8 protein-coding genes are annotated in these 17,605 nt (G+C 38.3%); 3 read left to right on the top strand and 5 right to left on the bottom strand.

Annotation, left to right across the window (positions count from 1 at the left end):
- Window positions 1–175: 175 nt before the first annotated feature.
- From DDD_RS07030 to DDD_RS07020, 3 genes are all read right to left on the bottom strand, one after another.
- Window positions 176–361, bottom strand: a complete 186-nt coding sequence (locus DDD_RS07030) for a hypothetical protein (RefSeq protein ID WP_015362111.1) — start codon at window positions 359–361, stop codon at window positions 176–178.
- A 24-nt stretch (window positions 362–385) separates the two neighbouring features.
- Window positions 386–5,521 (bottom strand): fibronectin type III domain-containing protein, encoded by a 5,136-nt coding sequence (locus DDD_RS07025; protein ID WP_015362110.1) that lies wholly within the window; start codon window positions 5,519–5,521, stop codon window positions 386–388.
- Between the two features lie 426 nt (window positions 5,522–5,947).
- Complete coding sequence (locus DDD_RS07020; RefSeq protein ID WP_015362108.1) at window positions 5,948–13,129, bottom strand: T9SS-dependent choice-of-anchor J family protein; 7,182 nt, start codon at window positions 13,127–13,129, stop codon at window positions 5,948–5,950.
- A 190-nt stretch (window positions 13,130–13,319) separates the two neighbouring features.
- Between DDD_RS07020 and trhO the strand changes: the two genes are divergently transcribed.
- Together trhO and dusB are read left to right on the top strand one after the other, a co-directional pair.
- Window positions 13,320–14,354 carry an oxygen-dependent tRNA uridine(34) hydroxylase TrhO gene (trhO, locus tag DDD_RS07015; RefSeq protein ID WP_015362107.1) on the top strand — a complete coding sequence of 345 codons (1,035 nt, stop codon included), beginning with the start codon at window positions 13,320–13,322 and terminating at the stop codon, window positions 14,352–14,354.
- 74 nt (window positions 14,355–14,428) lie between these two features.
- On the top strand, window positions 14,429–15,421 hold the full coding sequence (dusB, locus tag DDD_RS07010; protein WP_015362106.1) for a tRNA dihydrouridine synthase DusB: 993 nt from the start codon (window positions 14,429–14,431) through the stop codon (window positions 15,419–15,421).
- On the opposite strand, the gene DDD_RS07005 is transcribed toward dusB, so the two are convergent.
- Both DDD_RS07005 and rbfA read right to left on the bottom strand, forming a co-directional pair.
- Window positions 15,406–16,623, bottom strand: a complete 1,218-nt coding sequence (locus DDD_RS07005) for an ABC transporter permease (RefSeq protein ID WP_015362105.1) — start codon at window positions 16,621–16,623, stop codon at window positions 15,406–15,408. The genes dusB and DDD_RS07005 overlap by 16 nt on opposite strands.
- The gene (gene rbfA, locus DDD_RS07000; RefSeq protein ID WP_015362104.1) at window positions 16,623–17,018 is read right to left on the bottom strand and encodes a 30S ribosome-binding factor RbfA; all 396 of its coding nucleotides are present in this window, start codon (window positions 17,016–17,018) and stop codon (window positions 16,623–16,625) included. The genes DDD_RS07005 and rbfA overlap by 1 nt, the downstream gene beginning before the upstream one ends.
- A 169-nt stretch (window positions 17,019–17,187) precedes the next feature.
- Between rbfA and mce the strand changes: the two genes are divergently transcribed.
- Window positions 17,188–17,595 (top strand): methylmalonyl-CoA epimerase, encoded by a 408-nt coding sequence (mce, locus tag DDD_RS06995; RefSeq protein WP_015362103.1) that lies wholly within the window; start codon window positions 17,188–17,190, stop codon window positions 17,593–17,595.
- The last annotated feature ends 10 nt before the right edge of the window (window positions 17,596–17,605 follow it).

Here is a 17,605-nt window from a genome sequence, read left to right as displayed (position 1 = left end):
AACAATAGTTATTTATTTAGTTTATTAACTATCACAAACTATTCTTGTTTCAAACAAATTTCTCATTTTAAACTAGTAAAAGATGCTTGTCAAAGGTTACGCTTTCGCAAAAGCGTGCAACAAAAAAAAGGGGAGCCCATATCTGGACTCCCCAATATTGAAAATAATCTATATATTATTTCTTAGCTCTTAGCTTTACAATACCTATTCCTATCGCTGCAATGATAGCAATTGCAATCCCAGGTAAAGGAGTGTCAGATAGCTCATCATCAAAAGCAATAGCGTCAAGACCTCCTTGAGCGAAAGCAGTTGTTGCTAACATTAGCATTCCTATTAACAGAGTAAATTTAAGTTTTTTCATTTTGTTCTTATTTTGAGGTTAAAGTTAGTTTAAAATTATCTTTTTAGCAACTGTTTTTTCTCCGTTACTTATAATTGCAATATACAAACCTTTTTCTAATTGCGATAAATTATTCATGGTAATCAGTTCATTAGCAATTCCATCGTAGACTTTAGATATTACTTGCTGCCCTAAAGTATTTACTAATGTAACCTCCACATCTCCTTGAATTGATGTTCCTAAAGAAATATTTAACACGTCACCGTCTACTGGATTAGGATAAACTTTTATATCATTTCCAAAAGCGATATCATCATTACTGAGAACTATTACTTCAAAAACAATTTCAAATCGTGATGCATCTATGCTAGCTGTATTATTACTATCTACGGTAAAACTTATAGGTGTAATAGAATTTTGCACTAGTTGTGTCAAGTTACCAGTGAAATTGTCTTTTAAATATGCTGTAAGACCTGGAAGAACATCTAAAGTAGCAACCATAGTATAATTATCAGTCAAATAGTTAGATATATTCAAATTTATAGTCTCGTTTGTTGTAGGAAGAGGTCTTCTTTCTACTGTTAACAAGTCTCCAGTAGACTTTTCAATAGCTATGTTAGCATTTGAGCCATTTAATTTTACAGCATCGTTACCGTCTATATTAAGACTGTGCGATGTGTCAAAATTTAAATATAGTCCGTCACTTTCAGATAAATTAGTATTATATCTTGATGTTTGATATAACTTTAATCTTAAAGATTGTTGTGAATTATTTGCATTAAATACAGCGGCGTTTGCATTACCCATAACCTTATTAGACTGCGCTACGGTAACATTTGAAGTTCCAGAATTATCACGGAAAAACACTGCCTGACCAGGGTCAAGAACATTAGTAGCAACTCCACCTGTGTTTATACCAGTCGCGATATCAATCGCTACATAATTACCAAACATACCCAATGTTGGGTCCCAATAATACATATCTACAAAAGTTCCTGTTGCACTTGTTGCCATAGTCACTTTAGATTGATATGGATTTGCAAATGTGTAAAAAGCACCTGATGCCACCCCAGGAGTTACCGAATAACCAGTTTGCTGAAGCGCTCCTGTTGCTCTCAAGGTAGTAGCGGTAGGAACAGAGGCGTCATTAGAAAGATCTATAGTTCTATCACCTCTTACAAGTATTCTATAAAAAGACCCTGCATTGAGAATTTCAGTTCTAGTGTTAGTAATCGCAGCCCAAGCTTGCGACCCTTCATTCCAGCTAAACATACTTTCAGCACCAGAAATTGTTTCATCATGACCACTAGTAGCATTCACAGTACCTGTTGTACCAACTGTACCAGAAATATGAGTTCCAAAACCTGCATCATTAGATCCTGCTTCTTGCCAGCTATCAAATACCGTAGGACCAGTAACCGTTGAACCTATAAATCTAAATGCCCTGTTACCAGCAGGAATATAACGTTGCACATTAACATCACCTATAATAGCTCCTGCATCCATTTGATCTACTCGGGCAGTGCCCATAGCGTTAGAAACCATAGTCACGTTACCAGCTGCGTCTAACAATCCTCCTGAAAGTACATCTAAAGTACCTGTAACAGATTGTGAACCAGATACGGTTACTACGCCAGCAGCACCTACTGTTAAGTTTTCAACAGAACCAATACCAGATACATCAGCACTTGCACCGTTTAAAACAACAGCGTTAGTTCCTGAAACAGTACCATAATTAACAAAGTTACCACCAGTAGTAAGATCTCCATTACTAGCGTCTAAAGAAGCACCAGCGTCTACATAAATATTTTTTGCAGAGACTCCAGCTGTTAAAGCTGCAGCTCCACCTGAGTTTACATATAAATTATCATTAACCGTGATGCTACCTTCTGGAGCATTAGTCCATGCAGTACCATCCCATAAATAAACTGTAGATTCACAAGAAGCCGTTGCAATAAAACCTGCTCTTTGTTGGCTACCATCAGAAGTAAGAACAATAGTGATACATCCTGAAGCACTAGTAGCAGCAATAGAAACACCTAAAAGGTCTCCTGATCCTCCTGGAGCACCAAATCCTGTTCTATCCCAACACCATACATCAGTCGTACCTCCTGGAGAAGGAATTATAGTCCCTGTAGCAACATCTCCATCGTAAATAGTAAGGCCATCATAACAATTGGATCCATTATTTTCAAAATCAAATTCAGAGAAATTAATCACCACTTTATCTCCAGGATTATCTGGACAGATGGTATAGGTTTCATTCTCATCATCGCTATAATTACCTGTCGTACCGCCTGGATCAGAAAAAGAGTCCCCAGCACAATAGTTAACTAGTGTAGAAAAACTGAATGGTCCAGACCAAGTAGAAACTCCATTCATTCCACCACAATCTGCTTGTACATAAAACTGGTAATCATTTCCACTTACCAAACCTGTTTGAGTATAAGGATTCATTACACCTGTTGCGGTTGCAGTTCCTGTTACCATTCCACCAGAAGTTACATCTACTAGTTCTATATTCCAAAGAGTTTCTGATGCACCTGCTGTCCATGCTAATTCTGCAGAAGTAAGTGTCTCATTTGAAACGCTTAATGCCGTTGGTGCTGGACAAGCAATAGCTGTAGTAAACGCAAAAGGACCTACCCAATCCGAAGTTCCATCCATACCACAGTCTGCCTGTACATAGAATTCATAATTATTCTCTGGTGTTAAGCCAGTTGCTGTATATGGATTCATTACCCCACTTGCAGTTGCAGTTCCTGTTACCATTCCACCAGCTGTTACATCTACTACTTCTACATTCCAAGCAGTTGCTGTACCATTTTCTGTCCATCCTAAATCAGCTGTAAAAGCAGTTATATTAGTTGCTGTTAAAATACTAGGTGCAAAACACGATGGAAGTTCATCGAAGCTTACATCATCTATAGCAATATCATCGTAAAAACTTCCAGAATCAGCAACTGAAAAACGAGCTTGTGCTGCGCCTGTAAAAGTTAATGTACTTAAGTCAATAGTTCTTAATTCCCAACCAACTGTATCTGAATTATATACTCCTACCACATTCCAAGCAGCACCGTCCCAAACGCTAACCGTAAGAGTTGCATTAACTTTAGGAGTTCTTGTATCATTTGTGTTATCACTTATCAAATAGAACGAAAGAGCTGGAGCTGTTAAACCAGAGACATCTACAAATGGAGAATTTAACTGTCCATCAGTAGCGGTAGGGTCGGAATCATCTAAAACAGCATAGTAATTTCCAGAAGCTGTAGTTCCTGAAAGTGTACCTCCATCTCCAACGTTATTCGGTCCTGAAAGGTTAAATAACCAATCATCATCTCCTCCATTTCTCCAACAATTTGGTATTACTCCTGCATTTTCAAAATCTTCAGTATAAGGAGCGGTGAAAGCTACACAAGCTGTTCTAAAACTAAATGGTCCAGACCAAGTAGATGCACCATTCATTCCGCCACAATCTGCTCTAACATAAAATTGATAAGCAGTATCTGCTGTAAGCATGGTTGCACCATAAGGATTTCCGGTAACACCAGCACTTGTTGGTGTACCTGTAGGTGTCGATCCACTTGTTACTATTTCTACATCCCACGTAGTTGCTGTACCATTTTCTGTCCAGCCTAGATTTGCAGTGGTTTCAGTAATGCTAGTTGCTGTCAAGGCAGATGGTGCTGGACAAGCTACAGTTGTACTAAATGCAAAGGGACCAGCCCATGTAGAGGTTCCATCAACCCCACAATCTGCTTGTACATAAAATTCATAATCATTATCAGATGTTAAGCCAGTTGCAGTATAAGGATTCATTATCCCACTTGCAGTTGCCGTACCGGTAACCATTCCACCAGCAGTAACATCTACTACTTCTACATTCCAAGCAGTTGCTGTACCATTTTCTATCCAACCTAAATCTGCTGTAAAAGCAGTTATATTGATTGCTGTTAGAGAAGAAGGAGCTAGACAAGAAGGTGGAGTTACACAATTAAAAGTAACGCTAATAGGATCTATAGTTGAAGAACTAGCGCATGTCACTGACCCATCTGAATTAATCGCTAAAGATATTTGACCTGTTGTACTGACTACTGCTGCTAGGGTTGAAATATCGCTAGATGCAGTACCACCTGATAATGCTCCATAAATAATATTTCCAGTACCGTTTAAACCGTCATAAACGATCAATTCATCACAACAAGATTCTATTCCTCCAGAGTTGAAAACAATCTCTGCCCAATCGCCAGATGTAGCAGAAAAACTCGCAAGCACTTCAATGGTACTAGTTTGAGAATAACACAACCCTGTAACGGTATCTCCGCAGTCTGGTGCTGTTGTGAATGCAAAAGGTCCTACCCAATCAGATGTTCCATCCACACCACAATTTGCTCTTACATAGAACTCGTAGTTATTACTTGACATAAGCCCAGTAGCTCCATAAGGATTTGCAACTCCCGAAGCAGTCGGTGTACCGGTTGCCATTCCTCCACCTGTAACATCAACTATTTCTACATCCCATGCAGTCGCGGTTCCCAGTTCTGTCCAACCTAAATCAGCAGTTGTACTTGTAAGGTTAGAAACAGTTAGACTAGAAGGATCTGCACAAGAAGGTGGCGCAGCAGATGTTATTGTAGGTGAGGTAAAACAAAATCCATACATCCAATCGTCCGTATCATCATAAGAAATACGGTATTGAAATCCTGATAACTGGGTAGAAGTATACCCAGAAATATTGATAATAGGAGTAATGTATGCGGTGGAGCCAGTACAAGTTTGATAATCAAAATTAGAAGAATTACCTGCAAATGTTTGTAAAGTAGACCACGTCATTGCATCTGCATCATAAATTTCCATAATTAAAATTTCTCCTAAAGATCTAAAGGTGTAGTCACCACTAATAGTAATCCAAGTCTCTCCGGCAGTATTTGCAGCGGTAAGATCAATTACGGGCGAGGTTAGTTGAAGATCGTCAAAAGAAGTGCTACCGGCGGCATCATCATCAAAAGTAAAGGTTGTTCCTGTGTCTGTAGGGTCAGATAGTAGTCCACTTGCAGTATACGTACCTGATAATGACCAATTCGAATCAGCCCAGTTTGCGGACTGATTTAAAGTCTGTGCATTTGATTGGAACAGGAAAGCTCCTGTAATCAAAAACATTAAAAGTAATTTAATTTTCATAAGTCGGTTGTTTAAAATATTGTAGTTGAACAATTTAAAACAAATTCAGACCTTGTTAAGAAAAAAACATAATTAATTGTTAAAAAGGTTGTTTTTATCGTTTAATCGCTGTGTTCAAATCAATTTAAATCACAAGTATCTCATTTATTGAACCGTATACTTTTTACTCAAGAGAGTTCAGGAAGGAATAGAAGCTTATAGGAATATGTCTTTGAAAAGCTTGATTTTACCCTAAAGTATGAAATATTTGAGAATGGATGTTGAGATTTTGCTTTCGCGAAAGCGGTATAAGTATGACTTATAATATAGTATTTGTGGGTTTAAAATTAAAAGAACTCTTACCATCACAATAATCCCATATTTTACAGCATAAAAAAAGGGGAATCTTTGAAAAGATTCCCCTTTTTAATTAAATGATTGGTCTACTTATTCCTTAATAAATTTAAGGGTGGACTCTTGTTTTCCATCGGTAACTTTAATGAGGTACATACCTTTTGATAATCTAGATAGATTATCAATACGTATTTCATTTGTTGCTTGAGGATAAGATCTCGTCAATACTTGTTGACCTAAAGTATTAAATATTGCTATTTGAACACTTGCGTTATTTGTATTACTCATACTAATAGTAACAGTATCACCATTTACAGGATTTGGATATAAGCTTAAAGAGTTTTCAAATACATCATTATTACCTGCGGTACCATCTATGATAAACATTCCTACATGGAAGTCATAGTCTTCTGTATCATCTACGGTTCCATCGGTAGCAAAGAATGCAAATTGAACCGTACCTGTATAGGCACTTAAATCGATGTCTTCTCTAGTTCCATCTACAGCAGGTTGATTTGCTGCATTCCAGGTCATTAAAGAAGTCCATGTGGTACCACCATCTGTAGTAATTAATAAATCTACTTGATCGTCTGACCCCATAGTGTCCGTATCAGTAGCATCAGATGCACCAGTATTAGTCCAATCTGTAACAGCAACTTCAATAGAAAGAACATCATTTGATGTACCTGTCATATCATATTGCTCAGAAAGCAACCACTCACGATCTGAGTTACGATATAAGTTCATCGCGTTACTAGGAGTTACATTTCCTGCAAAGTCTTCATAAGATCTATTTGCTCTCCATTCAGAAGCACCTACTGTCATAGGACCATCGGTAATCTCTCCAGATCCAGCCTCGTCCCAACATGCATTAGGTACGTTGTTAGTGAAATCAGTTACATAAGGGTAAACCGAGTTTACTGTACAATCTGTAGTAACAGTTATCGCTGCTGCAAATGTCGTACTACAATCTGTTCTTACATAAATATCATAAGAAGTGTTTGCCATGAGTGCAGGAATAGTAAATGGATTTGTTGTCGCATTACTTGTTCCTACAGCTGGTGCAGGATCTCCCGCTGGCACTGCTACTACTTCCCAAGCAGTTGCTGCTGGCACATTATTTTCTGTCCAACTTACCGTAATAGAGTCTGCTGTCGTAGAATCTACTGTTATAGCTGACACATTGATACAAGTAAGTGCCTCATCAAAAGTAACGTCATCAATTGCGATATCATCATAGAACGATCCAGAGTCTGCAACAGAAAAACGGGCTTGGGCTGGTCCAGTAAAAGTGAAGGCACTAAGATCTATTGTTCTTAATTCCCAACCTACTGTATCCGTATTATAAGTACCTGCTACATTCCATGCAGCACCATCCCAAACACTTACCGTAAGAGTTGCGTTAACAGGAACAGGACGTGTATCGCTTGTATTATCACTGATTAAATAAAAACTTAATTCTGGAGATGCTAATGTAGAGATATCTACAAATGGAGAATCCATTTGAGCATTACTAGCATCAGGTGTAGAGTCATCTACTACGGCATAATAACCACCAGAAGCGGTTGCGCCAGATAAAGTTCCTCCATTACCTACTTGATTAGGTCCTGATAAATTGAACAACCAGTCTTCATCACCACCAAGAGTCCAACAATCAGGAGTTGCTCCTGCGTTTTCAAAATCTTCAGTGTAAGGCGCTGTAAACGTATTACAAAGCGTTGTGAAATTAACTGGTGCAGCAAAACTAGTACTACAATCTGCTCTTACATAAACATCATAAGAAGTATTTGCCATAAGTGCAGGAATGGTGAATGGATTTGTTGTAGCATTACTTGTTCCTACGGCTGGTGCAGGATCTCCTGCTGGCACTGTCACTACTTCCCAAGCTGTTCCTGGTGGAATATTATTTTCTAACCAGCTTATTGTTGCAGAGTCAGATGTAACCGAATCAACAGTAACACCATTTACATTTACACAAGCAGGAGCCTCGTCAAAGCTTACATTATCGATAGCTATATCTCCTTCAAATATTCCTGCGCTTGTGGCTCTAAATGTAATTGATATGGTCTGACCAGCGTAAGCTGCTAAATCAACTACAGCAAGTTCAAAAGGATCTGTATCAGCAGCTTGTTGCTGACCGCTTAATGTCCAAACATTTACGCTACCGTTAACTAGAACATCTAGAGTTCCTATCTCAGCACCAAACATGTGGTAATTGAATGATAATGCTGGAGCTGTTAATGCTGTTAAGTCAACTAATGGAGATACAAGGTCAGTTGTATCGCCTGTAACACCACTTGATGCCTCTGTGTAAAAATAATTTCCTGTTGTTATAGAAGGGTTTGGTCCAGTACCACCTGATCCTGTATCTGTTCCAGGAGCTGCTTCCCAGAAGTATGCTCCGCCAGTTCCTGACCAACAGTTCTCTGATGCAAATGCAGAAGTAGCTGTTGTGAACATTTCAAAGTCTTCGGTATATGGAGCAGCTACTGGTGCGCAAGCTGTTGTGAAATTAATTGGTACAAAAGTCCAAGCACTTTCATCACCTACAGCACAGACTTCTCTTACATGCACAAAATATTCTGTTTCGGCAGTAAGACCCATAATCGTATAAGTTACATTCGGTGTTGCACCTGCTACATCAGACCATGCTCCCGTTACAGCTGGTGCAGCACCTGCAACAGTTGTTAAAGAATATTCATAGTCTCCATTACTTGTTGCGTTACCACTATCAAAATTTATGGTAGCTGTTACATCTGTATTGCTAACTAAAGTTAGGTTAGAAGTATCTGGACAAGTAGGTGGAGTTCTCACTTGAAAATTATCGATATGGAAATCATAATCGATACCAACATCGTCAACCGCACCGTCAGTTGCATAAATACCGAATTGAACAGTTGTGCTATTTATACCTGTTAGAGCGTCGTTATACGTCTCACCTGCTGTTGCTGGTTGATTGTTAAGATCCCATGTTTGCAATGCGGTCCAAGTTGTACCATCTGTAGTATAGGCTAAAGCAACTAAATCATCAGATCCCATTACACCAGCAGCTGTGCTGTTAAAATCTGTCAATGCAACGTCTAAATTCAACTCATAGCCACCTGCAGAAAGGTCATATATAGGAGATAATATCCAGTCAGATACTACTGCTCGATATAAATTAATATTTACAGCTCCATTACCTGAACCTACATGTGCAAATTCTTCTGCAAACCATTGTGATGTTCCAAGATTAGTAGGTCCCGTAGTGAGATCTCCACCATCTGCAACATCCCAACAATCTGGAACAAAGGTGGTAAATGCCTCAAAAGTATCCGGAACAAAAACAGGACAATCAGTCGTAGCTGCAACTGGCCCCACAAATGCCGTACTACAATCTGCTCTTACATAAACATCATAAGAGGTAATACCCATCAAAGAAGAAATTGTAAAAGGGTTGGTAGTTGCGTTACTTGTTCCTACCGCTGGAGCAGGATCACCTGCTGGCACTGCAATTACTTCCCAAGCTGTAGATGCTGGAATACTATTTTCTGTCCAACTTACCGTAACCGAATCGGAGGTAACAGAATCAATCGTTACAGCAGTAACGTCATTACATACAGGTAACTCATCAAAGTTCACATCATCAATGGAAACATCTCCTTCAAAAGCAAGAGTTCCAGTTCCTTTTGTAGTGGTAAAGCTTACAATCACCGTTTGATTTGCATAAGCGCTAAGATCAATTATAGATTGTAACCAAGGATCTGTACTATCCATTTGTTGTTGACCAGTAATGGTTAATTCATTCGTAAAAGTTGCTCCATTATCTGTTGATACTCCTACTTCAAGACTAGTGATTTGACTACCATACATATGATAATAAAATGATAAAGATGGTACTGTCAAAGCAGTTAGATCTATAGCTGGTGAAAGTACCGTTGCAATATCTCCATCTGCTCCGTTACTTGATTCAACAAACATAAAAGTAGAACCACTAAATGCACCTGATGGTCCAGTATCGCTAGAGGTAGTCCCGCCAGAAGCATCAATTGCCCAATCATAAATGGTAGAACTTATTTCATTCCAGCATTGGTCATTTACAAAACCAGATGTTGCTGCTGAGAAATTCTCAAAATCTACAAAATACGGTGCTGGAATTGCTGCGCAAGGTGTTGTGATACTTAATGGACCAGAAGTGCTTGACTGACCGTCTCCTGTAGCACTACAGTCTTGAATTACGTAAAAATCATAAGCTGTCTCAGCAGCCAGACCTGTGATAGTTGCCATGTCTCCCGTACCAGCTACCGTAGTACCAGCTACTAAAGGGTCAAATCCAGGTGCACCATAAATCACTGAAGATGCAGCAGCACCTGCATTGTTAGTCCATCCAATAGTCACCTGAGTATCTGTAGCAGAAACTAAAGCAAGATCAGTGGGAGCTACACATGAAGGAATTGGCTCCCAAACAATATCATCTAAATACATCGTGTCAAAAGTACCAGCAAAAATATGTCTGAATGCTATGTACTCGTCTGTTCCTGTATAGGTATCAAAATTCTGTATATACTCAGCATGAGTAGTTGTAGGTGCAAAAGAACCAAGTAAGGTAAATGTTGCTGGATCAGTTGGATCAGTCATTGTTCCTACTTCTAAGGTGCTCGTAGCCGTTCCTGCATCAGCAAAGAATTTAATTCTATGCGTTCCAGCAGCAAGGTTACTAAGTTGTGGAGAAATCAATACAGTCTCTCCTTCATCAGTAGTTCCACTACCTATATTACCTGTTAAACTACCGCTATATAGTCTTACACCATTAGATGGACTATTATCTGCAGCTGTATTTGTTTGAACTACAGCAGCAGTAGTACCTGCAGGAGTAGTAACAAAAGAAGTCCAGCAAACTGGAAGATCAGGTGTAGATACTCCATCAAAATTTTCATTAAAGTCGGTAAATGAATTACAGTCTGTCGTGAAGCTAAAAGGCCCTTCCCAAGTTGTTACATCACCCATTCCACAATCACTTTGTAGATAGAAATCATAAGTGGTAGCGCTCATCAATCCAGTTACTGTAAAAGTACTAGTGGTTTGTGGTAAAATAATTCCCGTTCCTTGAGTAAATCCAGGAGCACCATATTCAAAGTTTGAATTTGTTGAAGCATTGCTGTTTGTAAAGTCAATAGTTGCACCATCAAAAGTTGTTGCTACAACCGCAATATTAATAGGAGGAAAACAAGAAGGTGCCTCGCCAAAATCTACATTATCAATGGCCATATCACTTTCAAAGTCTACGCCTTTAGTTCCTCTGAAGGTAACAGATATCGTTTGACCTGCAAAAGCAGATAAATCTACAACTGCTAATCTCCAAGGATCAGTATCGCTCATTTGTTGCTCACCACTTAATGTCCAAACATTTGTTGTTCCATTAACTAATACATCTAAAGTTCCCATGTCTTCACCAAACATGTGGTAATTGAAAGAAAGTGCAGGAGCAGTAAGTGCTGTTAAATCTACTAATGGAGAGATTAAGTCTGTTGTATCTCCCATTGAACCTGATGTTGCTTCTGTAAAGAAATAATTTCCGGTAGTAATAGATGGTGCAGGACCTGTTCCCGTAGAACTAGTATCAGTTCCAGGAGCAGTTTCCCAAAAATAAGATCCTCCCGTTCCTGACCAGCAATTTCCTGATGTAAATGCAGATGTTGAAGTTGTGAACATTTCAAAATCTTCTAAATATGGAGCTGCGATAGGAGAACAAGCTGTTGTAAAAGTTACAGGAGTAATAGACCAAGGACCTTCATTACCAACAGCACAAACCTCCCTAACATGAACAAAGTATTCAGTTTCTGGGCTCAAACCTGAAATTGTATAAGTAACGTTAGGATTTGCTCCAGCAACGTCTGTCCATGAACCTGAAACTGCTGGAGTAGCTCCTGAAACTGTGGTTAACGAATACTCGTAATTTCCTAAACTTGAAACATTACCACTATCAAAATTTATAGTAGCATCTACATCAGTAAAACTTAATAAAGTCAGATTTATAGTATCTGGACAAGTTGGTGTTTCCCTAACTTGAAATGTACTTACGTGAAAGTAAACGTCTTCAAGATCGTTTACACTTCCTTCATCACCAAGAAAAGCAAATTGAACACTACCAGTAATACTTGATAAGTCATACGTTATAGATTCACCAATGTCCGTTGGAACAGTACCTTGTACCCAAGCTTGCATTTCTGTCCATGTCGCACCATTGTCGGTAGTCATCAACAGGCTAACTCTATCATCAGAGCCTAAATCAGCTCCTGTTCCACTTGTAGAAGATTCTGTTAGTGCTACATAAATATTAAGTTCACTTGGAGCAGCTGTGGATAAATCAAAAACTGGAGATATAATCCAGTCGCTTCTAGTATTAGAGAATAAATTGATTCTATTACTCGGCGTTCCATTATGATTTGAAGCACTCCATAAACCTGCGCCTAAATCCGAAGGCCCGCTAGCAGCGTTACCGCTATTTGCTTCAGCCCAACAATCGGGAACATTTAAAGACATATCAGCCAGATAATCTGGGGTTATTGGGTTACATAATGTTGTAAAACTTCCAGTTGCTTCCGTGGAAGTACCATCTCCCGTAGCAGAACAATCCTGAGTTAGTATATAATCATATTCTGTATTTGCCATTAAACTAGGGATCGTTGCTGTTGTAAGTCCACCAGATATGTTTATAGTAGTTCCAGAACCTGCGGTAAAGCCACTAATTCCATACTCTAATATTGTTTCTGTAGAAGTAGAATTATTAGTCCAAGTGACGTCGGCAGAGGTAATTGATGGAGTCACATCTAGATTATCAGGAGCTGGACAAGGAATTGTGAATAGGTCAAATGCAACATCCGCATTGGAACCTTGAAAATCAAATATCTTAATTACTACATTATCATTAAGCGCCCATCCTGAAACTGTTTGACCAGACACAAATGTATCAGTACATGAAATTAATGTCATGGATCCATCATAAACTGCAACACCTGGATTACCTGGTGACAATGAATTAAATGTTAAAGAAAGACTAGTAGCCGTCCAAGTAAAAAACTGATCATTACCAGAGTTAGAACAACCAGCATTATCTAGTCCACTATCAGTGGTCCCATCTGATGAAAAAGGTAATGTGAATTGCGGTGAAGCTGCTCCTTGAGTAGGTATCACAATCGGAATAGCTCCAGCAAAAGTGTCGTTAGGAGGTTGAGCAGTAGTTATTAAACACGTAAAAGTGTATAAAAGACTCAATAAAAGTAATTTTAATTTCATAAGATTATTATTTAGATTCTCAATTATTTAATTATTTGCAGCGCAAAAAATACGCATAATTAAAATATTATCTTAATATTATGATAACTAATTGTTAAACACACATCTTAAAACGATTAAAAACAAAGAGTTATCATTTGGTAATTCTTCCTATCTTTGCAGAATATTCAACACATAAACTGTTTATAGCATGCAACTGTATAACAAATTAAGTGCTGAAGAAAGACGTGTTTTAATACGTGAGGCTGGAAAAGAGCGCCTTACTATTTCTTTCTATCAGTATCATAACATCGGAAACCCTCAATTATTAAGAGATCATTTATTCTTACACTGGCATCCCATGGATGTGTTAGGTAGAATTTATGTAGCTCATGAAGGAATCAACGCGCAGCTTTCTATTCCTGCTGATCGTTTTGAAGAATTTAAACACTTCCTAGATCATATCAATTTCTTAGAAAACGTACGTCTTAACATCGCACGTGAACATGATAATGAAAGTTTTTTAAAGCTTAAAATCAAAGTACGCAACAAAATCGTTGCTGATGGACTAGAAGACGCCACTTTTGATGTTACTAACAAGGGAATTCATGTGAATGCAACTTCTTTTAACGATCTTATAGAAGATCCAGACACTGTTCTTGTGGACATGCGTAATCATTACGAGTCAGAAATAGGTCATTTTAAAAATGCCTGGACACCAGATGTCGATACCTTTAGAGATAGCCTAGATTATATAGAGGATAAACTGAAAGACAATAAACAAGACAAAAAACTGGTCATGTATTGTACTGGTGGTATACGTTGTGAAAAAGCAAGTGCCTATTACAAGCATAAAGGCTTTGAGAACGTCTACCAACTAGAAGGTGGTATTATAGAATACCATAGACAAGTTACTGAGCAAGGCTTAGAAAATAAGTTTAAGGGTAAAAATTTTGTTTTTGACCACAGGCTTTCAGAAAAGATAGGAGAAGAAGTGATTGCAAATTGTCATCAATGTGGTGAGCCTTGCGACACGCATACTAATTGTGCTAACGACGCTTGTCATTTACTTTTTATTCAATGTGATTCATGCAAAGAAAAACTAGAAAACTGTTGCAGTGAAGAATGCAACGACATCATCCAGCTTCCTTATGAAGAACAAAAGGCTCTACGTGCTGGACATTACAACAGCAATAATATCTTTAAAAAAGGCCGTTCAGAAAAACTAGCCTTCAAAAAAAGTTAAAATTAATAGAGTAGTTTTGAAATAATTCCGCTTTCGCGAAAGCGAGATCAACAAACACATCTTACCTTTGCAACATGGTTAAAATAGGCGACATAGAATTACCAGATTTCCCACTCTTACTTGCACCTATGGAAGATGTGAGCGATCCACCTTTCCGTACCTTATGTAAAGAAAATGGCGCCGATGTTGTTTTTACCGAATTTATTTCTAGTGAAGGGCTGATACGTGATGCTGCAAAAAGTACCATGAAGCTTGATATCTATGAAACTGAACGTCCTGTAGGAATTCAAATCTTTGGAGCCAACTTAGACTCCATGCTGCAATCTGTTGAAATTGTAGAGCGTACTAAGCCTGATATTATAGACATCAACTTTGGTTGTCCTGTAAAAAAAGTAGTTTCTCGTGGCGCAGGCGCAGGAATACTTAAAGACATCGATCTTATGGTATCGCTTACAGAGGCTATGGTAAAACATACTTCTTTACCTATTACCGTAAAAACACGTTTAGGCTGGGATGACGATTCTATTAAGATCATGGAAGTAGCAGAGCGTTTACAAGATGTAGGTATCAAAGCACTTTCTATTCATGGACGTACACGAGCACAGATGTATAAAGGAAATGCCAACTGGGCTCCTATTGCAGAGGTGAAAAATAATCCGCGGATACACATTCCTATTTTTGGAAATGGAGACGTGACTACTCCAGAGCTTGCTATGAAAATGCGTGATGAATACGGCCTTGATGGCTGTATGATAGGTCGCGCAAGCATAGGTTATCCTTGGTTTTTTAGAGAAGTAAAGCACTTTTTTGAAACAGGAACCCATCTAGCAAAACCTACCATGCAAGAACGTGTTGAAGTAGCCAGACGTCATTTACAAATGTCGATAGACTGGAAAGGAGAAAAACTAGGTGTTTTTGAAACACGCAGACATTACACCAACTACTTCAAAGGAATCCCTAATTTTAAAGAACACCGTATGAAAATGGTAACTAGTGATGACAGTGCTGGTGTTTTTGCTGCTTTTGATGATGTACTTCAAAAATTTGGCGATCATAGTTTTGCTTGAGAAAGCAACCTGTCGTTAATTCTACGAGAACCTATATAACTTGCTATAACTCCCAAAACGGCGATCGTAGCTAGAGAAATAAATACGTTTACTAGTTCCATTGCAAAAGGGTATGGAATTCCTGGTGCGATATAAATTAAATCGTACTGCACTTGTAAAGCAACAAATACTACGCCTATAACAAGACCTATGACACCACCAGAAAGAGTCATCAAGCTTCCTTGAATAAAGAATATTTTGCGCAAAGATTCTACTGGAGCGCCTAGATCCAAGAGGGTTTTCATGTTTTTCTTTTTGTCTAGAATCATCATAATGATCGATCCTACCACATTAAATAATGCAATGATCAATACTAAAGTAAAAATCAAATACACCACCAGATTTTCTGAATTAAGCATTTTATACAACGCATCATTCATCTGGAATTTATCTTTGATTTTCACAGGCTCATCAAACACCTCATGAATTGCGGCTCTTACTTCTTTCTGGCTTGCTCCATCTTTAAGCTTTACCTCTACTGCACTTGCCGTCGAGTCGCTCAAATTAAGCAGCTTGCGAGCAGCACTTAATCTCGTAAAAATATACTTGCTATCTAGCGCTTCATTAACGCTAAAAGTACCTACAGGAATAGCGTCTAATCTTGAAAACGAACTGTTGAGATTGAGTTTATTAATCGCATTAGCTCCTGGTTTAGGAACCATTATTTGCATATAATTCCCGTAATCATTAACTGTAAGTGATAATCGTGCTGCTAGAGAATAGCCCGCAACAACTTGCGCATCACTTTTAGAAAGCCAGCTACCATAGTAAAGAATGGAATCTGTACTTATCATATTCACATAACCTTCTGGAACACCTTTGATAAAAGCGATGTCATTTTTTTCCTCATAATTCAGGAAGGCCTTTTCTTCTATTACAGCACAAACTAACGCTATTCCAGATATATTTTCTAGCTCTCGCTTTCGCGAAAGCGGTATCTCTACTGTCTTACCGTTTACAGGTAATACTTTAAGATCTGGATCAAAATAGTTGGAAAACTCGGTGCTAAAATCTTTCAATCCTGAAAAGCCAGAAAGAACAATAAAAAGCGCTGCAGTTCCTACCACTGTAATGATAAAACTGAGGATATTTATGATATTAATGGCGTTTTTTCCGTTTTTAGAAACGAGGTAACGTCGCGCTATGTAAAAAGAAAAATTCACTAAGACTTTTTGCGTCGTGGGAGAATATCTGGATTTTCAATAGGGTTATTTTTCCCTTTTAATTCTTGATCGATTTGATCCATGTACTCTAAAGAATCATCGTTGAAAAATTGGAGCTCAGGCATGCGACGGAACTGGTGACGTACTCGTGAAGCTACTTCATAACGTATCTCGTGTCCCATCTCAACAATCTCTTGAACAACAGTAGCTGCCTTATCTGCCGGGAAAACAGACAGGTACACTTTTGCGTAACCTAAATCCGGAGTAACAGTCACCTTAGTAACCGATACGATAAGGTTGCTTACGGCATTCTTTCTCATTACATCCTGAATGACAGCTGATAGATCTTCTTGTAAGACACCAGCGATTTTTTTCTGTCTATTACTTTCTTCCATAGTGCAAAGGTAAGTTGTTCCTTATTAATAGTCCTTTAATTTCATTTTTATCAAATCCGGTACAAACGATTATAAAATTTTCAGTTTGTGGGTTTTCATCTCAAAAAAAGACTTCTTGACTCTTGTTTCTTAACTCTTGTCTCTATCTTCACGTTAAAAAATCAAGAATATGTTTGGTAAAATTGAACATTTAGGAATTGCAGTTAAAAACCTGGAACAAGCAAACGAGGTTTACACCAAATTATTGGGTCGTCAACCCTATAAAAGTGAGGCGGTAGAAAGTGAAGCGGTAGAAACGAGTTTTTTCATGACAGGAGAAAATAAAATAGAATTACTTGCTGCTACCAGCGATGACAGCGCCATTGCAAAGTATGTAGCAAAACGAGGCGAAGGAATTCACCATGTAGCTTTTGCAGTAGAGGATATTAAAGCAGAACTTGTTAGACTGGAAAAAGAAGGTTTTCAAATCCTGAATAAAGAACCCAAACGCGGTGCCGATAATAAATGGGTAGCCTTTGTACATCCTAAAGGAACAAATGGCGTATTAGTAGAATTATGTCAAGAAATTGAAGAATAATTTGCGAGTA

The organism is Nonlabens dokdonensis DSW-6 (assembly GCF_000332115.1).
In the GTDB taxonomy this organism is placed as follows: Bacteria; Bacteroidota; Bacteroidia; order Flavobacteriales; family Flavobacteriaceae; genus Nonlabens; species Nonlabens dokdonensis.
The sequence above is the reverse complement of the archived record's forward strand: the minus strand, read 5'-3'. Positions and strand labels throughout refer to the sequence as shown.